Source organism: Streptomyces sp. NPDC005784, from assembly GCF_042871525.1.
GTDB lineage: Bacteria > Actinomycetota > Actinomycetes > Streptomycetales > Streptomycetaceae > Streptomyces.
Genome location: NZ_JBIAIQ010000050.1, coordinates 21,622 through 44,162 on the forward strand (window position 1 = coordinate 21,622; position 22,541 = coordinate 44,162).

The 22,541-nt window shown below is 68.5% G+C and carries 21 protein-coding genes and 2 pseudogenes; 17 read left to right on the forward strand and 6 right to left on the reverse strand.

Going from position 1 to position 22,541, the window contains the following annotated elements; translation table 11 throughout:
* Positions 1–36 precede the first annotated feature (36 nt).
* Positions 37–309, forward strand: a pseudogene (locus tag ACFYR3_RS40785) (kinase); the annotation flags it as partial.
* On the opposite strand, the pseudogene ACFYR3_RS40790 reads toward ACFYR3_RS40785, so the two are convergent.
* Positions 310–1,434 (reverse strand): annotated as a pseudogene (locus tag ACFYR3_RS40790) (transcriptional regulator); the annotation flags it as partial.
* Positions 1,435–1,506: 72 nt separating this feature from the next.
* Here ACFYR3_RS40790 and ACFYR3_RS40795 point away from each other — a divergent pair.
* The 9 genes from ACFYR3_RS40795 to ACFYR3_RS40835 all read left to right on the forward strand — a co-directional run bounded on the left by ACFYR3_RS40795 (position 1,507) and on the right by ACFYR3_RS40835 (position 10,585).
* Positions 1,507–2,247, forward strand: a complete 741-nt coding sequence (locus ACFYR3_RS40795; RefSeq protein WP_389287196.1) for a hypothetical protein — start codon at positions 1,507–1,509, stop codon at positions 2,245–2,247.
* Positions 2,248–3,259: 1,012 nt separating this feature from the next.
* A complete protein-coding gene (locus tag ACFYR3_RS40800; RefSeq protein ID WP_389287157.1) occupies positions 3,260–3,460 on the forward strand; it encodes a hypothetical protein in 201 nt (66 codons plus the stop codon).
* 326 nt (positions 3,461–3,786) lie between these two features.
* Positions 3,787–4,266: a hypothetical protein gene (locus tag ACFYR3_RS40805; RefSeq protein WP_389287158.1), complete on the forward strand. Its 480-nt coding sequence runs from the start codon at positions 3,787–3,789 to the stop codon at positions 4,264–4,266.
* 86 nt (positions 4,267–4,352) lie between these two features.
* Positions 4,353–6,713, forward strand: coding sequence for an FxSxx-COOH system tetratricopeptide repeat protein (fxsT, locus tag ACFYR3_RS40810; protein ID WP_389287160.1), 2,361 nt, complete (start codon positions 4,353–4,355; stop codon positions 6,711–6,713).
* A 310-nt stretch (positions 6,714–7,023) separates the two neighbouring features.
* Positions 7,024–7,917, forward strand: coding sequence for a PIN domain-containing protein (locus tag ACFYR3_RS40815; protein WP_389287162.1), 894 nt, complete (start codon positions 7,024–7,026; stop codon positions 7,915–7,917).
* A gap of 27 nt (positions 7,918–7,944) precedes the next feature.
* On the forward strand, positions 7,945–8,328 hold the full coding sequence (locus ACFYR3_RS40820; protein ID WP_389287164.1) for a hypothetical protein: 384 nt from the start codon (positions 7,945–7,947) through the stop codon (positions 8,326–8,328).
* 20 nt (positions 8,329–8,348) lie between these two features.
* A complete protein-coding gene (locus tag ACFYR3_RS40825; RefSeq protein ID WP_389287166.1) occupies positions 8,349–9,281 on the forward strand; it encodes an IS3 family transposase in 933 nt (310 codons plus the stop codon).
* A gap of 507 nt (positions 9,282–9,788) precedes the next feature.
* Positions 9,789–10,076: a hypothetical protein gene (locus ACFYR3_RS40830; protein WP_389287168.1), complete on the forward strand. Its 288-nt coding sequence runs from the start codon at positions 9,789–9,791 to the stop codon at positions 10,074–10,076.
* A 98-nt stretch (positions 10,077–10,174) separates the two neighbouring features.
* The gene (locus ACFYR3_RS40835) at positions 10,175–10,585 is read left to right on the forward strand and encodes a hypothetical protein (RefSeq protein ID WP_389287170.1); all 411 of its coding nucleotides are present in this window, start codon (positions 10,175–10,177) and stop codon (positions 10,583–10,585) included.
* 615 nt (positions 10,586–11,200) lie between these two features.
* On the opposite strand, the gene ACFYR3_RS40840 is transcribed toward ACFYR3_RS40835, so the two are convergent.
* Positions 11,201–11,566 carry a hypothetical protein gene (locus ACFYR3_RS40840; protein WP_389287172.1) on the reverse strand — a complete coding sequence of 122 codons (366 nt, stop codon included), beginning with the start codon at positions 11,564–11,566 and terminating at the stop codon, positions 11,201–11,203.
* Positions 11,567–11,657: 91 nt separating this feature from the next.
* On the opposite strand from ACFYR3_RS40840, the gene ACFYR3_RS40845 reads away from it, so the two are divergent.
* Together ACFYR3_RS40845 and ACFYR3_RS40850 are read left to right on the forward strand one after the other, a co-directional pair.
* Complete coding sequence (locus ACFYR3_RS40845; RefSeq protein ID WP_389287174.1) at positions 11,658–11,876, forward strand: hypothetical protein; 219 nt, start codon at positions 11,658–11,660, stop codon at positions 11,874–11,876.
* Between the two features lie 1,358 nt (positions 11,877–13,234).
* Entirely contained in the window at positions 13,235–14,836 is a 1,602-nt protein-coding gene (locus ACFYR3_RS40850; RefSeq protein ID WP_389287176.1) for an ISL3 family transposase, read from the forward strand.
* 8 nt (positions 14,837–14,844) lie between these two features.
* Here ACFYR3_RS40850 and ACFYR3_RS40855 read toward each other — a convergent pair whose 3' ends face one another.
* The 4 genes from ACFYR3_RS40855 to ACFYR3_RS40870 form a co-directional block, all read right to left on the reverse strand.
* Positions 14,845–15,120 carry a hypothetical protein gene (locus ACFYR3_RS40855; protein WP_389287178.1) on the reverse strand — a complete coding sequence of 92 codons (276 nt, stop codon included), beginning with the start codon at positions 15,118–15,120 and terminating at the stop codon, positions 14,845–14,847.
* Positions 15,121–15,292: 172 nt separating this feature from the next.
* Complete coding sequence (locus tag ACFYR3_RS40860) at positions 15,293–15,892, reverse strand: DUF3761 domain-containing protein (protein ID WP_389287179.1); 600 nt, start codon at positions 15,890–15,892, stop codon at positions 15,293–15,295.
* Positions 15,893–16,506: 614 nt separating this feature from the next.
* On the reverse strand, positions 16,507–17,229 hold the full coding sequence (locus tag ACFYR3_RS40865) for a DUF7019 family protein (RefSeq protein WP_389287181.1): 723 nt from the start codon (positions 17,227–17,229) through the stop codon (positions 16,507–16,509).
* A gap of 10 nt (positions 17,230–17,239) precedes the next feature.
* On the reverse strand, positions 17,240–17,890 hold the full coding sequence (locus tag ACFYR3_RS40870) for a recombinase family protein (protein WP_389287183.1): 651 nt from the start codon (positions 17,888–17,890) through the stop codon (positions 17,240–17,242).
* A gap of 99 nt (positions 17,891–17,989) precedes the next feature.
* Here ACFYR3_RS40870 and ACFYR3_RS40875 point away from each other — a divergent pair, with 99 nt between their 5' ends.
* The 5 genes from ACFYR3_RS40875 to ACFYR3_RS40895 all read left to right on the forward strand — a co-directional run bounded on the left by ACFYR3_RS40875 (position 17,990) and on the right by ACFYR3_RS40895 (position 22,540).
* Positions 17,990–19,657 (forward strand): Mu transposase C-terminal domain-containing protein, encoded by a 1,668-nt coding sequence (locus ACFYR3_RS40875; RefSeq protein ID WP_389287185.1) that lies wholly within the window; start codon positions 17,990–17,992, stop codon positions 19,655–19,657.
* Positions 19,654–20,562, forward strand: coding sequence for a TniB family NTP-binding protein (locus ACFYR3_RS40880; protein WP_389287187.1), 909 nt, complete (start codon positions 19,654–19,656; stop codon positions 20,560–20,562). Before ACFYR3_RS40875 ends, ACFYR3_RS40880 begins: the two co-directional genes overlap by 4 nt.
* A complete protein-coding gene (locus ACFYR3_RS40885; protein ID WP_389287189.1) occupies positions 20,559–21,758 on the forward strand; it encodes a TniQ family protein in 1,200 nt (399 codons plus the stop codon). Before ACFYR3_RS40880 ends, ACFYR3_RS40885 begins: the two co-directional genes overlap by 4 nt.
* Before the next feature lie 178 nt (positions 21,759–21,936).
* A complete protein-coding gene (locus tag ACFYR3_RS40890; protein WP_389287191.1) occupies positions 21,937–22,245 on the forward strand; it encodes a recombinase family protein in 309 nt (102 codons plus the stop codon).
* 4 nt (positions 22,246–22,249) lie between these two features.
* Positions 22,250–22,540 carry a helix-turn-helix domain-containing protein gene (locus ACFYR3_RS40895; RefSeq protein WP_389287192.1) on the forward strand — a complete coding sequence of 97 codons (291 nt, stop codon included), beginning with the start codon at positions 22,250–22,252 and terminating at the stop codon, positions 22,538–22,540.
* The last annotated feature ends 1 nt before the right edge of the window (position 22,541 follow it).

The following is a 22,541-nucleotide window of genomic DNA, read 5'->3' on the forward strand; positions in this document are numbered from 1 at the left end:
CCGGGTCGCCAAAGAAGAATTAACGTGAGGGCCCTGATGGTGGCCACCGAAAAAACCCGGCTGGCCGTGGTCTGCGGCAACAGCGCCTCAAGGAAGTCGTCCGTCGCGGCCGGCCTGCGTGAGCAGTTCGGCCGCGGCCTGGCCCTGGTCGGCCAGGACAACCTCCACCGCATCGTGCTCCGGGAGTGCGACCGGCCCGGTGCCGCGAACATCGGCCTGATCGACCTGACCGCCCGCTACGCCCTGGACGCCGGATTCCACGTTGTGGTCGAAGGCATTCTCTACGACATGCTCGCGCAGCTGCGCGCCGCCCAGATCCGTCATGGTGGCGATGTAGGCGTCCCGCAGCCGCTTGTGCCAGCCGTCGAGGTAGCGGCCGCTGTCCGGGCGCAGCCAGGCTTCCAGCGGGGCGACCTGGTAGCCGAGTTCGACGGCGTAGGCGACGGTCGGGGTGGCGTACCAGGCCGGTCCCGTGGGGAGTTCGCCACTCGGGGTGAACGCGCTGGGCAGCAGGTCGCCGTCCAGGTCGCGCCACTGCTTGCCGACCTTCACCCGGGACGCATCGACGTGGGAGAGGTCGACCAGCCAGGAGCCGGGCACCGCCGCGTCGAAGGCCGGACGGCTGACGTGGACGGGCGGGGTGGACAGGCCCACGACCGCGCCGTTGGCGGCCGCGCCGAACGCCAGGTTCACGTCGATGCCGACCAGACAGTGCTGCATGCACTCGGCGTCCGTCATCTCCCGCGCCCAGTCGTAGGCCTCCTCGAACAGCTTCTCGTCGGGGCCGCGCACGTGGAAGCGGGGCAGGTGCGCGAGCACGGGGTGGCCATCGGTCGCCTCGCACGGCGCCGGATCCAAAGCCTCGGTCCCCAGCGATCCGGGCCGCACCTCGCGGTGCCGCTTGCCGTCCGCGTCCGGCTCGCTCGCCCGGGTCGCAGGGTTGAGCGCCGTCATCAGGTGAAGCCCCGTCACCGCGGTGGTCCCCACCGGCGTCACGACCCGCTGCGCGTACACCCCCAGCACCCGCGCGAGCTCCGCCGGACCAAGCCGCGCAGCGTGGCCCCAGGCCCGGTCGTCGAGGGCGTGCCAGGAGGGGATGCACAGCTGCACATAATGGCGCCGGCCCCCGTGGACGGGGCGGTAGATCCGCGCCCACGGCCCCAGCCCCCGCTTGGTCAGCTGCCACTCGGCGCGCTCGAGCTGACCCAGGACCTTGTGGCCCTCCGGGAGCCCCCCGGCCAGCCTGGCCGACTCCGGCAGCTGGGCGGGCAGGCCATAGCGCTCATACGCCGAGGAGGTGAGGACCAGCAGCGGGTCGGCGTCCTTGCCCGAACCGTGCAGCCGCTGTGCCCCCAACTGCGCCTCGCCCAGGGCCCATTCCACCAGCGCGGGCAGCGACTTGGCGGGCACGTCCAGGAGCAGACCGCCGACACCGCGGTCCAGCGGCCTGCGGGCGGCGACTGCGGATACCTGCGGGCCGAGGTCTGGCAGCACACCACCACCGACTTGTCTGTCCTGCCCGCACGAATGCACCACGCGGATGCGGCACCCGACCGGCCGGTCGTGCCGCGCCTGGCGTTCGACACCTGGCTTCCGGGCCGCCCCGCCTCCGCCGACCCGACCCCGGAACCTGCCTGGTGCCCGCAGGAGAAGCACCCTCCGCGGTACGAACTGAAGGTGTGGGAGCCGGAGTCCGGGTGGACGTCGCTTGCCTGGATCCCCGGCGGCCGCAGCCCGGCCGGTATCGCCGCAGATCTCCTCCAGGTCGGCGCCGGCGGACGGTACTTGTTCGCGGAGACCTGGGGACCTCGCCATCCCGACGCCTGGGCCCGCGACTGGACGCAAGAAGGACGCAGCCTGACCGATCACCACCCCGACATGCCCTACGCCGAAGACGTGGCCCGCCACGACGCGCACCGCCAGCAGCAGGAAGCCCACCTGGTCACAGCGCTCGCCGAACGCAGCAGGGGAGCCCTCACCCCAGACCAGGCCGCCGAACGCCTCCGCACGGGCGGACAGGCCTACCGTGACTTCCTCCGCGCCGGACAGGCCTGCATCGCCCGCGCCGTGAACCGCGCACGCCGCGCTGCGCAGGGAGAGGAACGCCTGCGGCTGCGGGCGACCCTGGACGCACTGGAGGAACGCAACGAGTCACCGACTGGGTCATCGATCTCACCCACGCCGACTTGGACGTCGCCACGGATCTCCGGGGCGAGGACGAGCAGGTGTACGTCCGCCGATCATTGACCGAGTACCTCACGCCGGGCTCGCACGACGTCGACGTGCCCGGCCTGACAGCGGTCTGAAAGCGACCAGGGTTTCGTCCGCCGCCGTCGTGCGGGGTCCCATCCGGCCTGCCACGCGAAGGCAGCTTCGGTCGGTCTTCGGCCAGCGACATGCCGAGCGGCTTCGGCGGGGCCGCGCACGGCGGCCGGAGCCCTCGCGTTTGTGGGTCAGTAGTCTGACGCACAGCCCGATGAAGGTGCGGGCGAAGGCGGCGCCGAGGCAGTCGGTCTCCGGGAGCGATCGCGGATCCAAGGGAATCCCGCCGCCCGAGCGACGGCGAATTTCGCCGCTTTCAACTTTGAGCCGGGCGGCGAGGCCGTCGACCAGGAAGTCATAGGTGTGGGTTCTGTTCAGAACCCCTACACTCCGGCCGTGACTGGAGTAGCCGCGCACGGCTCTGCGCAATCCTTGCTGATGGGCGCCCTCGGCGCGGTTCTCGGCGCTTCATTGCCGTTGGGTGTCGTACAGGCCGGTGGCCTGCTGCGTGGGGAGCAAGGCCCCGCAGGACCTCGAGGACGGGCCGGTGAGCAGGGCCCGGCTGGTTCTCAAGGGATTCAGAGCGCGGCCGAGAAGTCGGTTCCTGACCTGGGCGGGGCCCGCATCGTCGTAGACGGCCTATGCCCGAGCGCAGCAATTCCGGCAGGATCCTTGGAGACACAGACACTCTCCATTGGTCCGAACCCGACAGTGATCTCTACCAAGTCCTTTGCCGTCTGTCAGATCAGTCGCTAGCCCCGCAACGACCGCCTCTGCACCTCGGCAGCGATGGTGTGCGGGTTGGGCAGCACAACAGCGTCCAGAGGATGTGAAGCGGTGGATTCCCACGGGCGGGTTCGCCAGAACCGCCCCTTTCACCAGGGCCGGGACGGCTTGAGCTTCATGGTCGAGATGCCGCGGCGGTGGGGGACGGAGTCCGCCGCAAGCTCAAGCGCCTCGGCACCCAGTACGCCGAGCGCGCCGCGGAGGCGGCCGCGTGGAAGGCAGACCGGACGTGCCGCTGACCTTTCTCCTCGTCGCCCTCCTGCTGACCGTCGTCACCCTGCTCGTTGGCACCGGTGTGATGGTCCTGCTGCTGTACCGGCCGTCCTGGTGCGCGCCGCTTGCTGGCGCTCTGGCCACGATGGCGCTCATGGTCACCGTCGCCGGGCTGCTGGTGTCCGTCACGCGCAGTTGACGTCTAGTTTGCCCACGGCGGGCTTGAGGTCTCCCCCCCTCATCCGGCCTCGGTACTGGTGGGCTCGCGTATTCAACTGTCGCGAGTTCTCGGTTCTGCAGAGCGCGGCGGTGACTATCCGTCATCACCAGCGGCCTGTTGCTGTGCACACCGCCAGTCTCGTTGACAAGCCGGATTTTGATTGTGCCGTAGTTGAGGAGGGGTGCCAGCCACGACGGGACGATCGAAGCGCTCGCGTTCAGATCTAGTCTCCATTCATAATTTTTGGGAGTATTGGCCCTCAAGGTGATAGTGACTGGGGCGAAAGTGAATGAAGGGGGACGTTCATGATCGGGGCTGAGCTGGCAGCGCTCGCCGCCGCTGGGGGCACAGCGGTGGTGTCAGCCGCCGGGACGGATGCGTGGGGGGCCTTGCGGCAGGCGGTGGCCCGATGGTTCGGGCGTGGCGACAATGGGCGCGAGCAGGCGGAGCTGGAGCGCCTCGACCGGACGGCGGCCGCACTGCGAGCGGAAGGGGCCGACGGGTTGGAGCGGGTGAGGAACCATGAGATGTCCTCCTGGCAGACCCGGTTCGAGACCGCGCTGGAGAGCCTGAACGACGCGGAGCGCCTGCGGATCGCCGCGGCACTGCGGGACCTCCTAGCCGAGCACGCCCCGGCCAGGGGCGGGGTGTCCGCTGCGGCGGGCGGTGTGGCAGCGGGCGGCGACATCAGCAACCGAGCCGAGCGGTCTTCGCTCGCCGCCATCGTGATCCACGGGGGCGTGAGCATCGGTCACCCTTCCCAGCCGGATCCGTCCCAGGGCTGAACGGACCGGTTCCCCCGAGCCCACCCCCTGCCGGTCCGAACGACGGCACGGACGACGGCCGGCCCGACGGCCCGCTCGGCGCGCCGGTGGTCGGTGATCTGCGGATCGAGGCTCGCGACGGCTCTGTCGCGGTCGGCAAGATCGACGAGCTCCATCTGCACGAGGCACCGCGCACCCGCACCCCCGCATCGTTTCCGCACCAGGTCGGGGCGCGGCCGCACCAGGCAGAAGCGTTCCAGCAGCGGACCGCTCGCGCGGCGCTGGATGCAGCCCTCGCGCTGAACGGCACAGCGGTGCTCGCCGGGATGGGCGGAGTCGGCAAGACCCAGCTGGCCGCGGAGTTCGCCAGGCGCCGGTGGGAGGCAGGCGACCTCGACCTGCTCCTGTGGGTCTCCGCCTACAGCCGGGACGCCATCGTGTCCAGCTATGCGCAGGCCGCCAAGGACCTCATACTCGGCACTGACGGGGAAACTACAGAGCAGGCCGCCACCCGCTTTCTGGTCTGGCTGGAGCAGAGCGGGAAACGCTACTTGGTCGTCCTAGACGACGTAGCAGACGCGGTTGCCGTCCAGGATCTCTGGCCCGCCGACGGGCCCGGCGGGTGCACCATTGTGACCTCCCGGCGCCGGGACGCCACCCTGCTGGCCGGCCGAAAGCTTGTGGGGGTGGGGGTGTTCACTGAGCAGGAGGCGGGCGGCTATCTGACCGCACGGCTGCCGGCTGAGCTTGCGGACGATGTCGAGGGGGTCGCCGCCGACCTGGGACTGCTCCCCCTGGCCCTGAGCCATGCCGCGGCATACATGATCGACCAGGACCTCACCTGTGCCGGCTACCGCCGCCGCTTCGCAGACCGGCGCCGTAACCTGGCCCGTCTTTTCCCGGACGAGCACGCACTGTTCGACGGCACATCCCGTACGGTAGCCACGACCTGGGCCTTGTCGATCGAGGCCGCCGACCGTTCCGCCCGTGCTGGCCTGGCCCGGCGGGTGCTGGGTCTGGCCGCAGTGCTCGATCCGGACGGCATCCCCGAGTCGGTATTCACGACGGAGCGCGCCGTCGAATTCACCGGCGCTGGTTTGCCCGACGACGCCGGTCCGTTGGACGGCTCGGACGTCCGGGACGGGCTGCGCACCCTGCACCGCTTCAGTCTCGTTACTCACCGGGCCTCGATGGTCCGGGTTCACGCGCTGGTGCAGCGTGTAGTGCGAGAAGCCCTGCCGCCGGACCAGCTCACCGCAACGGCCCGAGCGGCCGCGGGGGCGCTCGTGGACGTCTGGCCCGAGATCTACCGGAGCGCGGACGCACAGCTGCTACGGTCCAGCACCTCCGCGATCCACCGCACCGTGCCCGAGGCGCTGTGGGACCGAGCCGAGGGTGTACATCCGGTGCTGCTGCGAATGGCTCGGAGCCTGAAGGATGGGGCGCTGCTGAGCGTGGGCATCGAGTTCACCCGCCGCCTCGCCGCCGAAGCGGACCAACAGCTCGGCAGCGGCCATCTGGACACATTCGTCCTGCGTAACCGGCTCGTCGACCACCTCAGCGACGCCGGTCACCTGGAGGAGGCCCAGATGATCGGCGAAGCGGTGGTCGCCGAGGCGTCCCGGGCGCTCGCCCCCGACCACCCGATCGCCCTCTCCGCCCGCCACACCCTCGGCTACCACCGCGGTCAGGCGGGCCACCCGGCAGCCGCCGTACTGGAACTTGGCGCCGTCCTGGACGACTGGATCCGCGTGTTCGGACGCGACGACCCGACCGCCTTCGTGATCGCCGACCAACTCGCCTACTGGCAGGGCAAGGCTGGCGACGTCCCAGGAGCGATCGCCCGTCTGCAGGAACTGCTCCCGGTCATCGCCGGGGCACTCGGTACAGATCACCGGGAGACCCTGCAGATCCGCGGGAACCTGGGGTTCTGGCTGGGCGATGCGGGAGATCCGGATACCGCGGTGGTCACGCTGAGGGCGGTCCTGGACGACATGGTCCGGGTCCTCGGCGCAGATCACCGCGATGTGTCGGTCGCGCGGCACAACCTCGCTCACTGGAGCGCAAAGGCCGGCGACATCGCCGGAGCGGCAGCCGAGTTGGAGACCCTTTTGCCCGAACGGGTGCAGATGTTCGGGCCCGACCACCGCGACACGCTCGCCACCCGCAATCGGCTCGCGGAACTCCATCTGCTCCTCAGCGACACGGCAGCGACAGCGGCAGAGCTCGAAACCGTCCTCGCGAGCCGGGTCACACGCCTCGGCGCGGACCACCCGGAGACGATGTCGATGCGCCACGAACTGGCCCAACTGCGAGGCACCATGGGGGCGCCGGCCACGGCGGTGGCCGAGCTGGAGAACCTGCTCACCGACCAAGAGCGCGTACTGGGACCCGACCACAAGAACACAGTCGACACACGCTCGGCCCTCGCCCGCTGGCGGGAAGCGTCCGGGGCACCACGGGCCTGATCCGTCTGGCGCTGCCTCCGAGCTACGCCGACGACGAACACCGGTCGCCTTGCAGGGTAGATGACATCGGTACAGCGGTTAACGCTGAGCCGGTGATCATGGCCTCTACCACAGGCGACAGGCCCGGCGGCGGGGTTCGGCTGCCGCATTGCTCGTGCGGCGCTGCCCCCGTCAGGTCCGAGGGCGGGAGAGGGGGCTCGGGTGGTCGGCGCTGGTGTCCGTCGCCGCGGCGCCCCGGAGGGCGCATGCCGCTTGCGCATGGCGTCGGAATTCCGCGCGAACCGGCCAACTCCCGCAATATGATGCGCAGATGGACGAACTGGCGTCGGCCGTACGGCGCACCTTGTACGCTCGCGGGCCGCTGCGCCGCGCACTGCTGGACACCTCCGTACTGACCACGGACATCATCGCGGCCACCAAGCGGTCGGATCCGTCGTCGTTCGTCGCTGGGGCGCGGGCGGCGACGGTGCGGTGCCTGATCCCGGTTCATGTGTGGGAGGAGGTGCCGCGGGTGCTGGCCGACCGGCATCGCGAGGGCGGCCGGTTTGACCTGGGGCGGGCGCTGGAGATGTGGCAGTCCCAGTACGTGCCCGTCCTGTACGTCGTTGACGCCGCCGGCCTGCCGATGACCCCCGAGGCGAAGATCCTCGCCGAGCGGGACGTCTCCGATGTGCCGATGCTGCTGCTGGCTGGGGTGATCGCTCCGGTGGTCATCATCGGGACCGACAAGGACCTGGTCGCCAGCGGGCTGGCGTCCAAGGATTGGATCGCCCTGCGTTCGGCCCTGGGGGACGTAGGGGTGACGGAGGGCGAGATGGCCGACCTGGAGCGTGCGTTCAGCGTCGTGGCCAGAGTGACCAGCCATGTGATCGAAGCAGTCGTGAAGCAGCTCAGCGACCGGAAACAGCTGATGATCGCAGGGGCGGTGCTGGCCATGTTGGGTGGGGCGGCGCTCTGGCAGCATCGTCGGAAGGGTCCTCGAGCCTCCCCACAGTGGAAATCGGCGACTTCCACGCTGTTGGAGCAGGTCTCAACAAAGACGGCTGCACGTGTTGCGCGGCACAGGCGTGGTGAGGACCGGTGGCAGCAGGCGGAACTGGGGACGCCCGGCGACACACTGCTGCACCGGGTCGCTCGGGCAGTGGTCGCGTCCCCCTCTCTGTCAGCCTTGGGTGAGACGTCCCGTTCTGCGGGGTTAGCCTGAGAGGGCGCGACAGGAGAACCGTTCTTTATGCCCAGCACTGAGTCCGTCGGGTCCGACCCGGCGCCGAGGCCGAAGCGCCGTACTTTCACCTCGGAGTACAAGCTGCGGATCGTCGCCGAGTACGACGCCTCGCCCCGGAACGAGAAGGGTGCGGTCCTGCGCCGGGAACGGCTCTACCACTCGCATGTCAAGGAGTGGCGGGCCGCCCGGGATGCCGGGGCCCTGGAGAACCTGGTCGATCGCCGGACCAGCCCGGCCCGTGCGAAGAAGTCCGCCGCGGAGGTGGAGAACGAGAAGCTGCGGCAGCAGGTGGAGCGGCTGCAGAAGGACCTGGCCCGGAACAGGGCCGCACTCGAGGTGATGGGAAAAGCGTCCGCGCTCTTGGCGATGATCTCCGAGAGCACGGACTGAAGCACGCCGTCGATCCGGTGGTGGACACCGCGTTCACCGGCGTCGAGGACCAGCTGGGCATCACGGCCGCGTGCCGGCTGACCGGCCGCTCCAGGGCCACCCACTACCGCAGGCTGAAGCCCCCTGCGGCCCGCGCACCCCGCTCCTGCGTCCAGGCGCAGCCGTCGGCTCTGAGCGATGAAGAGCGTGCAGCGGTACTGGAGCTGATGAACAGCGCAGAGTACGCGGAACTGCCACCCGCCCAGATCTGGGCCCGTGAACTGGACGCCGGCCGTTATCACTGCTCGGTCTCCACGATGTACCGGATCCTGCGCGACAAAGGCCAGTCCGGCGAGCGGCGCCGCCAGGCCACCCACCCCGCCAAGGCCGTGCCCGAACTGGTCGCCACCGCCCCCTCACAGGTCTTCACCTGGGACATCACCAAGCTGGCCGGACCGGCCAAGGGCAACTGGTATCACGCCTACGTCATCATCGACATCTTCAGCCGGTACATCGTCGGCCACACCGTCGAGCGAGCCGAATCGGCAGTGCGGGCCGAGGAGTTGATCCGAGAGACCATCGCCCGCAACGGCATCGTGCCCCAGACCGTGCACGCGGACCGCGGCACCTCGATGACGTCGAAGAAAGTCTCCCAGCTGCTGATCGATCTGGGCGTGACGCGGTCGCACTCGAGGCCGAAGGTTTCCAACGACAACCCTTACAGCGAGGCCCAGTTCAAGACCACGAAGTACATGTCGGACTATCCCGAACGGTTCGATTCGCTGGCCCACGCCCGCGAGTGGTTCGACGCGTTCATCGCGTACTACAACCATGAGCACCGGCACTCGGGTATCGGCTGGCACACACCCGCATCCGTCCACTTCGGGACCGCCGAGGAGGTCCGCGACCAGCGCGCGGTCACCCTCGCCGAGGCATACGCCCGCCACCCCGAACGCTTCGGCAGGAGGCACTGACAAACCCCAGGGTCATCCCCTTCCGGGAGCACATTGCGAAGGCCTGCGAGAAGACGCTGGAAGTCCTGCGCTCCGAGCCCCCGGCAGGCCAGGACGAGACGTTACCCGGCGACGGTTGATGCGATCGGCCCCGATCAAACACGGTGGCCGCACGCAGATCCGTCCTCAAACACCCGACTAGATCACCAACTGACTGGAACGTACCTACTGAAGCCGAGGGTCCACTCCTAGCGTGAACTGCGATCAAGTACGGCAGCACGTGATCTCTGTCGCCAGGAGGACTCCTTGATGTCCCGAAGAGGCCGGATGCAACGAAGTGCCGTTGCCGGGTCGGCGGCGCTCCTAGCGCTCGGGCCTACCGTCGCCAGAGCTGTCGATGAGCCAGATTCTGGTCCCGTCGAGCAGGAGGTGTCGGCATCCCTGGACGGTGCAGCCGCGGCGAGTGACACAGTCTTCTGTACCTACCGTGCGGAGAAGCCGAATTACAGCGCCAACAAGATGACCGGCGTGGGTGGGATCAAGAGCTGCACTCCTCATGCGCCGTTCTCGTGCAACAGCGAGTCGGAGATCGAGTGGTACAATCCCGGCCCGGGCCGGTGGCTCACCGTGGCGCAGTCCAGCCGCCAGTACGCCTGCCCGCTGCCGTACCGGACGACCACGGCTTCTTTCACCTGCGAGTACCGGAGTTCGGATCCGCTGTACAGCTACCGCACACGCGTGGCCGGCTCCATCTACTACGGCGAGACCGCGAACGCGGACGTGAGCGGAGCCGTCCTGAATGCCCGCTGCCTCTGACCCCCACGCAACCCTTAATTCGATCGACGAAGGCGAGAACCACCACCGTGGACGTCTGGACGGCGTGTGTGACGTGCAGCGAGCGGATCCTGGAGGCCGTGGACAGCATCCCCGGGGAACGCGTCGACCGCCTCGAGCGGTTCCGGACCTGGTCGATGGACCCCGCCACCGCCGAAGCTCTGCTGAAGACACTGCTCACCCTGAGCATCCACGCACTCGTCCTGGACGCGGTCGCTCAGGGAGAAGCCGGCACCGAGGCGCTGGTGCCGCGGCTGCGGCTCGCGGACATCGAAGCCGCGGCCACCGCACGCCCGTCGTACGAGCTCCTTGCCAGCCTTCCACGCCTCGGGGAAGACGACCAGCTTCGCGTCGATGCCCTCAGAGTGCTCATCTACGACGACGCATCGGCCCTGCACCTGGCCCGCTTGAGCCAGATGGTCCGCATCTGCTTGCTGAACGTTGCTGCCGCATTGCCTTCCAGCGACCCGACCTGCGCCGACGTTCGCTGAACCACGCCTCGTTCGTACCAGCACCGGGAGGTCCCGCCTCCCCGGTCCGGCGCGGGGTGAGCGAGGGGGGCCGAACTTCTGACCGGGTACGCGAGATCGTCCAGCGCACTGAAACGGTGGTCCGCGCCCGCGTGCTCCAGGACGCAGGCCGGACATCCCTGGCGCCCAGGCCGGCACTACGTCTGAGCGGGGAGCCCTACACCCTGCCCGAGGATGCCGTCGAGTGGATCGAGGCGCTCGCAGCCCTCCGGCAGGAGGCGCTGACGAACCCCAGGGTCATCCCCTTCCGGGAGCACATTGCGAAGGCCTGCGAGAAGGACCCTGCAGGTTCTGCGCTCCGAGACGCCCGCGTCGGGCGAGGAGTCGGGCGAGCTCTGATCTACGGTCAGTACCGGGGAATGCAGCGGCATGTGGCTCTGTTGTAGGGAGCGTGGACGTGGAGGGACAGTGTCCCCGGGCCTCACCTATAGCCCGCAGGGAAGATCGTTCGGCTGAAGCCCTGCGGAGCCTTTCGCCGCGTAGGCGACCGCCCTTCACGACCACAGCTCGTTGAGCAGCCTTCGACCAGATTCTGGTCGGAGGCTGCTCGTTGTCGGATCTGCGGTCAGGTGAACCTCACCGCCGTGGCGGGCGGGGCAGGTCTCCGCCGCGGCTGGCCTCTGTCGTTGGCTCCGCAGTGCTGCGGTGGGCGACGCGGAGTCCCTCGTGGGGCCACCAGAAGATGCGGTGCGACTTGGAGGTCGTGCCGTCGGTGTCGATCAGGACTTGGTAGGCGGTGCGGCCGTCGGGCCATTCCTGCCGGGCGGTCACGCTTGCCCACCTCCAGCTGCCGTTCTGGCGCACCCACAGGGCGGGCGGATCGGTGGGTGGCCACGTCCACACGGTTGGTGCTTGCCCGTCGCCCTCCCGCCAGGGCCGTACCTGTACCGGGTCCTCGGGCTGGGTTACGGCGGGCTCCCTCTCCCGCAATGAATCGATCATGTGTACGAATTTAATGGCAGCGGAAACGTCTGGCGACCCGCAGGGGTGCTCCCGGGTCGCTGAGGGGTTCGGTCGACTGCAGGCTGGGAGGGTGGCGAGTGCGCCGGTTGTTGTGCATCGGCCGTCTCTCTCGGGAGGCCGGCGGGTGAGTGTGCACCGTCACGGGCGTGACGAGATCCTCGGGGTTGCTTACAGCGATTTGGTGGTCTTTCTCGAAGAGGCTGGCATCAGCGATGCCGACCTTGTGCTGGACGATCCGCGGTGGGTGGAGTGGCGGGATGGTCCTGCGCATGTGTGGAGCGCGGCTTGACCTGGACTGGCGGGGCTGCGGTGAGGTCTGCGGTCGTTGGTGGTGGGGCTCGTGGTCGCGGGTGGGGCGGGGGATTTTGGCGGGGTGGCCATCAGGGCCGACCATGGCGCTGACCTGGACTGGTGGGGTCTTGTAGTGGGTCTGCCGGGCACTGGTGGGGGCTCGTTGCCGGAAATTGATGTGCCTGGTCGGGTTGCCTTGGTCGGCCCCACCACTTTTACGGTGAAGGCGGTTCGGACGCCCTCGGTCGCCGTGTGGGGGAGGTCTGTTCAGCCAGCACGGCGGTGGTTCCGGCGCCACGGTGAGCCTTCACCGGCTGGTCCCGGAACCGTCCCGTGCGGCCGCAGCCGTAATCGCAGGGATGAGTCGGATTCAGGCGGCTGTGCGGTGGTGTGGTTTGCCCACGCTGCCGGGTGAGGATCTGGGTTCACCTCGCCGGAAGAGGCCGGCGTCGTCCCATCTGTCGTACCGGTTTCCGGCGGCAGCATTCGACGCCGCCTCACGCCCCGTTCCGGCGTCACCGTCCTGCTGGGTAGCCCGGCCCCAGTCAGAGCGGGTCGGGGGCCGGGCCGGACCTGGAGAATATGGTCCGGCCCGGCCGGCTGACCAGGGCGTTACTTTCGGCATCAGGTTGTGCACAATGAGTGATGCGTCTGAAGCTCCGTGGTCACCCATGGTGAGGCGTCGCCTGCCATGACCCGGCAGGCGGAGTGGTCGTCTTGTCGTTCCCCCGCCGGGGCGACCGCCCCGGCCACGCCGCGCAGGCCCTGTAGCCGGCAACCCGCCCGGGGCGGGACGCTGTAAGGGTGAGGAGAAAGCCGGTACGCCGTTGCGAGCAGTGCCGTGCGCTGCTGCCCAAGGACGCCGGGCCGAACCGGCGCTACTGCGACACAGGCTGCCGGAGCCGTCACTGGCGGCATCTCCAGCGCCACAACGAGATCTATGAGCGCGCGGTGTACGAGGGCCTGCAAGTGATCCGGGGCGAGTACCTGTGGGCTCAGGGCCTGTGTCCGGTGTGCGGGGTGTCGGTCTCGCTGCGTAAACGGACGGACTCGGTGTACTGCTCGCCGAAGTGCCGCACCCGAGCCTGGCGCCTGCTGTCGGCTTCCGAAGTCGCCTGCACGGATTGCCGAAGTCGTCTGCATCCCGAGTGCGGCTATGTTCACGACGCCCGGCAGCGCTTGTTCACCGTCGCGGAAGGCGGTCGGATCGGCCCGGGGGCGATGTTCACGAGAACGGGTTCTGGCTCACTTTCCGTGGAGTGTGCACGCTGAGTGATGGTCGTCGAGCGAGCGAGCCCTGGCGAAGTTGCCCGGAATTGAGCCGTACCGGGTGCGGTGTGGCTGACAGTTCGGCCCGTGGAAGAAGTGGTGCTCCGGTTGGAGGAGTTACTGTTCCCGTCGATCGCCGATGTGGCGGTGCTGTCGGTCGACGTGAACGACGAGGCGGTACACATAGAGGCCCGAAGCACGGTGGCCGGGGCCGTCTGTCCCGATTGTGGGAGCTGGTCACGGCGGATTCACAGCTCCTACCTGCGCTTTCCCGCTGATGTGCCCAGCGGAGGCAGGCAGGTCGCACTCTGTTTACGCGTCCGCAGGTTCCTCTGCCCGGTCATCTCGTGCGGACGGCGGACCTTCGCGGAACAGCTGTCAGGGTTGACCCGTCGTTACGGCAGGCGGACCGAGCGACTGCGGTCGACGTTGGCCGCGGTCGGCCTCGCGCTCGCTGGCCGGGCCGGTGCCCGGCTGGCCAGAGTCTTAGGAGTGCCCGTCAGCCGCAGCACAGTGCTACGGCTGGTCGAGGCGTTGCCCGACCCTCAGGTTCCGGCTCCACGGGTAGTCGGGGTCGACGAGTATGCGACCCGCAAGGGCCGCAACTACGGGACCATCCTGGTCGACGTTGAAAGCCGGCGGCCGGTGGACCTGCTGCCCGACCGGGAGGCATCCAGCCTGGCCGCCTGGCTGGCGAAACGGCCAGGGATCGAGGTGGTCTGCCGAGATCGTGCACCGTTCTTCGCCGAAGGCGCCACCGTCGGGGCACCCCAGGCGGTGCAGGTGGCGGACAGGTGGCATCTCTGGCACAACCTGAGCGAGGCCGCCGAGCGATGCGTCGCCGACCACCGGAGCTGCCTGCGGGTCCTGGCACCCGATCCTGCCCAGCCAGCCCCCGAGCCCGACATGGTCCAAGACCCGACCGGCTCGCCCTGGCCCACCGGCCACCGCTTCGCCGACCGCACCCGCGCCAAGCACGCGACCGTCCACGAACTGCTGGCCGCCGGGCTCAGCCGAAGGGCAATCGGCCGCCAGCTCCACATGACATCCCGCACCGTCAAGCTCTTCGCCGACGCAGCCACCCCGGAAGACCTCTTCCACGGGCAGTGGCAGGGTCGGCCGTCCAAGCTCGACGCGTTCAAGCCCTACCTGGACGACCGCTGGAACCAGGGCTGCACGAAGGCCTGGACCGTGTGGGAGGAGATTGTGCCGCTCGGCTATCAGGGCAGCTACCAGCGCGTTCGCGCCTACTTCCGGCAGAAGCGGCTCTCTCCCGGCTCCGTCACAGCTCGGCCGCCTTCACCCCGCGTCGTCGCCGGCTGGATCCTCCGCCGGCCCGAGTCCCTGACAGAGACCGACCGTCTTCGGCTCAAGGCGGTCCGGGTTCACTGCCCCGAACTCGACGCCCTTACCGGTCACGTCCGGTCTTTCGGCCAGATGCTCACCGAGCGCCAGGGCGAACGGCTGCCGCAGTGGCTCGATGCCGTCCGGCAAGACGACCTCCCCAGCCTGCACACTCTCGCCGCTGGTATCGACCGTGACCGCGATGCCGTCATCGCCGGCCTCACCCTGCCCTGGAGCTCCGGCGTCGTCGAAGGCCACGTCAACCGGATCAAGATGCTCAAGCGCCAGATGTTCGGCCGGGCCGGCTTCGAGCTCCTGCGCAAGCGCGTCCTGCTCTACTCGTGAGCCCCAGGTCAGACCGCATCATCAAGGAGCCCGAAGCCTTCCGGGAACCCTTCCAGGAACTCCCGCCGCGCCGAGTCGGACTCGGCTTCAGCCATCGTCCCCAGGAGATCGACGAACTCGCTCCGCTGCCCACTCGACAGCTTACTGATCAGGTGGCCGACGCCCTCCAGAACCTTGACAGCGTCGTCCGGATCCATCTGCTCGTCGTCACAGCCGTCGATGAACCACAGGGCATCGACCAATGCCTCGGCCAGGGCGTGAGTCAGAGACGAGTACACGGGCATCAAGGCGGACTCCCAACAGGTCACGGCAACAAAGTCCGGCCATCCCACCACACGCCACTGACATCACACTCAGTCAGACCTCCACGGAAAGTGAGCCAGAGCCCGAGAACGGGAGGCACTCCGCAGACAGCGTTCCCACCTGTTAGACGCTGGTGGACTGCGTCTGGGGCCTTCAGAAGTTCAGGACGGCCCAGATCCTGGCGGGAGCGACACCGCCGTGATGGGAACAGGCGCCCTGCCGGCCGATCGAAAGGGACGGCCAGCCGTCGGCGCAATGGGCTGACTCGGGCATCGTGACGCTCGTCACCGAGTCCGGGGCGTTGCGTATGTGTGCCGCCCTTTCTCGCTCCCCTTGGCTGAAGCAGTCCTTGTGGTTGAGGACCTCGGCTGCGGCCTGGTTTGCGGCGGCCCTTCGGTCGGCATAGGCGTCAGCCACCTCGTCAGGTGTGGCGGTATCGCCCAGTTTCGATATCGACTCGGAAAACTTCTGGTCCAGGGTGGAACCCCCCAGTTGGAGTTCGGCGACGGCAGGGTCGAAAGGGTCGACGAGCGGCACGCTGATCTCTCTGGCCTTCTTGCTCAGGTTGTAGGCCTGTTCCACGTGTAGCCGGCATGCCTGTTCTCGGTTGTGATCTTGCAGACTTGACCAGCCCCAGGCGCCCAGCCCACCGAGTGCGGCCAGCACGAATGCAGAGCAGCAACCAGCTGTCCAGCGCCGCTCGCGCTGTTCAGCTCGCTTACGTGCCTCGCGCCGTCGCTCCGAAGCCTGCAAGGCTTCTCGCTCCTTCTCCCATCTCGCTGCGCCTTCCCGCTCCTCTTGCTCCCATTTCTCCGCTGCTTCCTGTGCGTGAGCAGCGCGTTCTTCCTCTGTCGCGTGGAAGCGGCATCCCTCACCCATCTCGGGCGGGCGGCGGCACGGTGAGCCCTGGAGCGTGGGACGTCCGCAGCGGGGCGGCGGCTCGTAGGAGTAGGGCGCACGGTCCCGATGTGGCGGCTGCTCAGGCGGTCTTGGACTCGACATGGCTGCATTGTGCGGCATGGCTCTTCCACGCGGTCCCGGTCTCGGCTTGGTGGAGGGAAGCGGGACGACGATGCCGTCGAGACGTTGGAAAGAGACGTGGGTGCCCTGCAGCCAGGGAAGGGAACAGAACTCCAGAGGGCGCAAAGTGAAGCACTCCCGGACGAAGCAAGGACAACCGACCTCAAGGAGCTGCGAGATCATACCCGGCTCGCGAGGAAGAGCGGTGCTCGGAGCCCCGTGAACATCCCGTCCCGGGTCGCGACGACCGGGTGTCTCCCGAACCCGGTGTCGAAGTTCTGTCCGTTTCGCGGATGAAGTCACGAGGGCCAACTCCGCGTCGAGGTGACCAGTACCCCCGCTCCCTGCTATCCGTGCGCAACGTAGATCGGTGTGCCCAGCACACCGTGCACTACCGTGTCGTCCCACAGCTCGACCTGCGCCTCGCCTAGGGGAACGGCAAGGAATTCGAGGGGTTGGCGAGGCCCGCTCAGCTCGACGCGCGAAGCCGCATGCAAGGCGTACTCCATATACTCGTCGCCCGTCTCCCGCCATCCTCGGACCTCGCCGTCCCGGTAGTTGTAGCGGGTCGGGGGCTCCATCTGGGAGATATGCGGCCCCAGCGTCTCTACCAGGCTTGGGAGCACGCTGTAGCCCAGCAGGGCGACAGAATCGTCCCCGGCGTGCTGGCCAAGGACGTGACCGCGTGATCCTCCCAGCACGACGAAGTCACTGTCGGCGAGTCCACGGAATACCACGACGGGGCTGGGCCGATCCGGTCTCTCCGCGGGGGTGAGCCATCCCCACTGCATCTCCAAGCGGCCTCGGAAGAACTCTCGACCCGGAGCTGACACATCTCCAACCTGGCAGTGGGTGTCGATATACCGCTCGATCACCCGCAGCTTCGTCATCCGTACTGCGGCCGGCTGCTCGGCTTGTCGCAAGGTCACGCTGGCGACCTTCACGTCGACCTTGACCTCAGCGCTGATGCGTTTACGCAGTGCCGGGTCGATCTGCTCGTACAGCATGTCCAGCTTGTTGTCGGATACGTAGAGGTAGTAACGCAGGGGCTGCCGGGTTCGACGGAACACGGGGCTCCTCTCAGCGATGGTTCATCGCCGTGTTCCTGGCGGCGTCCAGGTAGCGATGTAGGGAGGTCTTGAGGATGCCGGTCTTGGCTGCGATCTGGCCGAGGCTGCTGCCCTGCTGCTTTAGGAGCTTGGCGTACTCGATCTTGTCGGCGGGGTGGGCGACGGGGCGGCCGACGCGGCGGCCGGCTGCTTCGGCGACGGCTCGGGCGTGCGCGGCCCGCTCGGCGGTGAAGGTGCGCTCCATCTCGGCGAACAGGGCCAGCAGCAGGAAGGCAATGCGCCCCATGCCTTCATCGGTGGTGTTGATCGGCAACGGGTCGGCCAGCGAGCGCACCCCGATCTGCCTCTCGTTCAGGTCGTGGACGAGGTTGAGGACTTCGCGCAGGTTGCGGCCGAGCCGGTCGAGGGTGTGTACGACGACAGTATCGCCGGGGCGGGCGTAGGCGAGCAGGTCGGTCAGGCCGGGGCGCTCGATACTGGCTCCGCTCTTCTTGTCGACGTAGATGCGTTCGTTCGAGATGCCTGCCGCGCTCAGTGCGTCGAGTTGGCGTTCCAGGCTCTGTTTGGTGGTGGAGACCCGGGCGTATGCGAGTTCGAGTCCACTGATGGGGTGGCGGTGTGAACTTTCGTAGTCGTGTGCATGGGTGAGCTGGGGGTTCACCGTGGTGTGCAGGGGACTGTGAACTCGTCGGACACGCCGAAGTCGTCTGCGCTACGGTCGATTTGGCCGTAGTCGTGTGCGCGACGAGGAGGCTTCCGGATGGCAGAGGAGTCGATGGCCGAGCGCGGTGTGCTGACCGCGCCGACCGAGATATGGGGTGCCGCGGTGCGGCAGGCCGAGGTGATCGGTCCGCTCGCCGCGAAGGACAAGGTGGGCCTTGCCGATGCGGACGAGGCCGCCACGACGCTGCGGATCTCCCGGCGCCAGGTGTACGTACTGCTGGGGCGGTGGCGTGCGGGCGAGGGCGTGGTGTCGGACCTGCTGTCGGGCAGCTCAAGCGGAGGCCGGGGCGGAGGACGTCTGTCCGGCGATGCGGAGACGATCGTCCTGGAGGTGCTGCGCGCCCGGTACTTGACCCGGCAACGCCGCTCGGTGGCGGCAGTCTGCAAGGAGATCACGCGGCAGTGCCGGGCTCGTGGTTTGCGAGCCCCGTCGAGAGGGACGGTGCAGCGTCGAATCGAACAGCTGGATCAGCTGTCGTCGGTTGCGGCTCGGGAGGGTAGCGAGGCGGTTCGTCCGCTGCGGTCTGCCGGGGGTGTGCCGCCCGCGGTCACCGGGCTGTTGGAGCAGGTCCAGATCGATCACACGCCGATGGACGTGATCGTGGTCGACGAACGGCACCGGCTGACGATCGGCCGGCCTTATCTGTCGATCGCGATCGACGTGGCCAGCCGGTGCGTGGTGGGCCTGGTCGTGACGCTGGAGGCACCGTCGGCGACCTCGGTCGGGCTGTGCCTGGCGCACATGGCGACAGACAAACGGCCGTGGCTGGAACGGCTGGGCGTGGAGGCGGTGTGGCCGATGAGCGGCAAACCGCGCGAGCTGTACGTCGACAACGCCTCGGAGTTCAAGAGCGAGGCCCTGCGCCGCGGCTGCGATCAGCACGGCATCGCTTTGCGTTACCGGCCGCCCGGCCAGCCCCACTTCGGCGGGATCATCGAGCGGCTGATCGGCACGATGATGCGAGAAGTGCACGAACTGCCGGGCACCACGTTCTCCAACATCGCTGAGCGCGGCGCCTACGACAGCGACGGTAAGGCCGCGCTGACCATGGGAGAGCTACAGAGCTGGTTGTCCCTGGCGGTGGCCTGCTACCACGGCCAAGTGCACGAGGGGCTCGGTCGAACTCCGTCCGGGGTCTGGGCCGAAAAGGCCGCCGAGGCGCCGCGGCCGGTGACCGTGACGAACGAGGCGGCGTTCCTGGTCGATTTCCTGCCGGTGGTCCGCAGGGCCCTGTCGCGCACGGGATTCGTGATCGACCATGTGCAGTACTACAGCGACGCGCTCAAACCGTGGGTCGCCCGCCGCGAGCGGCTGGGCCGGTTCGTGCTGCGCCGCGACCCGCGCGACATCAGCCGGATATGGGTCCTGGACCCGGACGGCACCGCGTATGTGGAAGTGCCCTACCGGACGCTGTCGCGGCCACCAATCAGCGTGTGGGAGCAGAAAGCCGCGACCGCGCGGCTGCGCGAAGCCGGCCGCGCCGAGGTCGACGAGAACACGCTGTTCGCGATGGTGGCGCAGATGCGCGAGATCACCGACGCCGCCACGGCGACCACTCGCAAGGCCCGCCGCGACACACAGCGCCGGAGGGCCACGACGCCCCGGCCGCAGCCGACGACGGCGCGGGTCAATCCGCCCACCCCGGACCCGGAGCAGGCCGAGAAGCCCCTCGCTCCGCCGTTCGAGGTGATCGAGCAGTGGTGAGCGAGGACGATCCGGTGGACCTGGCGCACCTGTGCCCGGCCGCGCAGCAGATCACGCGGTTGCCGGACGCGGAACGGCTGCGTTACATACGGGCTGACCGGTGGATCGGCTATCCCCGCGCCACCGAGGCCCTGGAGCGGCTGGAGACCCTGCTGGCCTGGCCGTCGAAGCAGCGCATGCCGAACCTGCTGCTGATCGGGCCGACTAACAACGGCAAGTCGATGATCGTGGAGAAGTTCCTCCGATCCCACCCGCCGATCTCGCATCCGGACCGCGAGCAGATCCCGGTCCTGGCGGTGCAGATGCCTTCCGAGCCGACGGTCATCCGCTTCTACACCGCACTGCTGGCCGCGCTCGGCGCGCCGTTGCGCTCACGCTACCGGCTGGCCGACCTGGAGCAGGCGGTGCTCAGTCTGCTGCGGTCGGCCGGGCTGCGGATGCTGGTGATCGACGAGCTGCACAACCTCCTCGGCGGCACCGGCGACAAGCGCCGGGAGTTCTTGAACCTGCTGCGGTACCTGGGCAACGAGCTGCTTATCCCACTGGTAGGCGTCGGCACCCGGGACGCCTTTCTGGCCATCCGCGCGGACGACCAGTTGGAGAACCGGTTCGCGCCGCTCACCCTGCCCCGCTGGGAGACCGACACGGATGCCTGCTCGCTGCTGGCCAGCTTCGCCGCCTCGTTCCCGCTGCGCAGGCCCTCGCTGATCGCGTCCGCCGAGATGGCCAGCTACCTGTTCACCCGCAGCGAGGGCACGATCGGCGAACTGGCCCATCTGCTCACCGACGCCGCCGTCGCGGCGATCGAGTCCGGAGAGGAGGCCATCAACCAGCGCACCCTGCTGCTTGCTCCGTACGAGGGGCCGACCGAACGGCGCCGCCTGTTCGAGCGTGAGTTGACGTGAGCCCGCCGCGGCGCTGGCCGCTGCACCCGCCGCCCGGCCCGCTGGAAGCACTCTCCTCGTGGCTGGGTCGACTCGCGGAGCTGTACGAGATGCCGGTGCACGACCTGCTGCGGCACAACCTCGGTGTCGTCGACCCGACGCTGCCTACCGACCTCGACGTCGACCCGCCGATGGCGATGCTCATGGCGCTCGCGGAGAAGACCGGCGTGGACCTCGCGCGGCTGCGGTCCATGACCCTGGTCGGTTGGGTGCCCTGGCTGTTCGACACGCTGCCCGTGCACGTCCAGGACGCGCAGCCGGTCTTCGACTCCTACGTTCGGGACAACTCAGTCCTCTTTGCCGGCAAGGCTGGAACGCATCATGTGCTGCGCTTCAGGCCGGAATGGGCGGGGCCGTGGCTTCTTCCCTATCCAGGCGCTCTGCGAGCCTGCCCGGACTGTGTCGCCGATCCGGACCGGGGCATCTCCCTGATGTGGCGGCTGGCGCTGATGACCAGTTGCATCGAACATGACTGCCGCCTTCTGGAGCTCTCCGAAGTGCGGGCCGCGCTGGTCCTGGGCAGGGAAGTGCACAGAGAGCCGTTGGAGGAGCCCCGCGCCGCCCTGGACCGCTGTACCCACCAGGCCCTCACGACCGGCCGCGTCGCCTTGCCCGGCAGGAGTGTGCATGCCGGGGTGTGGTTTCGTCTCCTGCGCTCGCTACTGGACGAGGTCAGCCTCGCCGCGAGCACTCAAGGCACCCGCGGAAAGGCGATGTTGCGGCAGATCTGGCAGGCCACCGGCCATGAGGAACGTGCCGGCATGAACGTCTGGCGTCCCTTCGAGCAGCTGAGAGAAGACGTCCGGGAAGCGATGTGGGACGCCGCCGCTGCCGCGTTCCAGCTGGCTGCCGATGGTTTGATCACCGCCCGCGGGCGCCTCGGCTCCGCGCTCCAGCCCCCACCGCCGTACGTCTACGACGGCGACGAGCCCTCTCCGTTCCGCAATGCCTGGCAGGACTTCATGTCCGCGTGGGAGGAGGCGCTCGCCTCGGCCCGCACGGACCCGGCCACCGCACGACAGCTCCTCGGCCTGCTCACCGGCGGCTGCCACACCCTTGAGGGTTTCGAGAAGGAACGCGCCTCCCTGTATGAGGAGGGCATCCCCGCCGAGTTTCTCCCCGGCGCCCGCGAACTGGGCCGCCTCGACCTCATGTGACCGCTGTTCCACTTCCACGGAAGTGGAACAGCGCGCCCGGCGGCGTGTGCGCAAGGGGAACCCTCAGCGGACGGCCTCGATCTGGGAACTGCGAGATGGGCGACCTGCGGTGACGGCGTCTCATTTAGGGTGTCCGGTGATCTGTACGGTGAGCGGGGGCTATCCGTACACTCGGACCGTGAACGAGTCCATCGGCTACGCCAGGTGTTCGCTCGACGAACAAGACCTCACCGCCCAGCGCGGCATCCTGCTCGGCCTCGGCGTCGCCGAGGAGCGCATCTACCTCGACCACGGGCTCACCGGCACCAACCGCGACCGGCCCGGCTTGGCCCAGGCCCTCGCCGCTGTACGCGCCGGCGACACCCTGGTCGTCCCGAAACTGGACCGGCTCGCCCGCTCGGTCCCTGACGCCCGCGATATCGGCGACTCGCTCACCGCCCGCGGCGTCAAGCTCTCGCTCGGCGGCGCGCTCTACCGACCCGGGTGACCCGATGGGCAAGATGTTCTTCAACATCCTGGCCACGTTCGCCGAGTTCGAGGTCGACCTCCTGCGGATGCGGACCCGTGAGGGTATGGCCGTGGCGAAGGCCAAGGGGAAGCTGCGCGGCAAGCAGCCCAAGCTGACAACCCGGCAGCAGGCCCACCTGGTCAAAGAGCACCGTAGCGGCGAGCACACCATCGCCGACCTCGCTGAACTCTTCTCCGTCAGCAGGGCCACGGTCTACCGCGTCCTGGAACGCCACCAGACCTCCGTGGCACCATCGACATCCGGCGGGAAGTGAC

Bases quoted from the DNA above. Each gene is read 5' to 3' on its own strand.
- ACFYR3_RS40815 (WP_389287162.1), top strand. From the start codon at position 7,024: ATGGACGAACTGGCGTCGGCCGTACGGCGCACCTTGTACGCTCGCGGG.
- ACFYR3_RS40895 (WP_389287192.1), top strand. From the start codon at position 22,250: ATGGGCAAGATGTTCTTCAACATCCTGGCCACGTTCGCCGAGTTCGAG.
- ACFYR3_RS40820 (WP_389287164.1), top strand. From the start codon at position 7,945: ATGCCCAGCACTGAGTCCGTCGGGTCCGACCCGGCGCCGAGGCCGAAG.
- ACFYR3_RS40805 (WP_389287158.1), top strand. From the start codon at position 3,787: ATGATCGGGGCTGAGCTGGCAGCGCTCGCCGCCGCTGGGGGCACAGCG.
- ACFYR3_RS40840 (WP_389287172.1), bottom strand. From the start codon at position 11,566: ATGATCGATTCATTGCGGGAGAGGGAGCCCGCCGTAACCCAGCCCGAG.
- ACFYR3_RS40875 (WP_389287185.1), top strand. From the start codon at position 17,990: ATGGCAGAGGAGTCGATGGCCGAGCGCGGTGTGCTGACCGCGCCGACC.
- ACFYR3_RS40855 (WP_389287178.1), bottom strand. From the start codon at position 15,120: ATGCCCGTGTACTCGTCTCTGACTCACGCCCTGGCCGAGGCATTGGTC.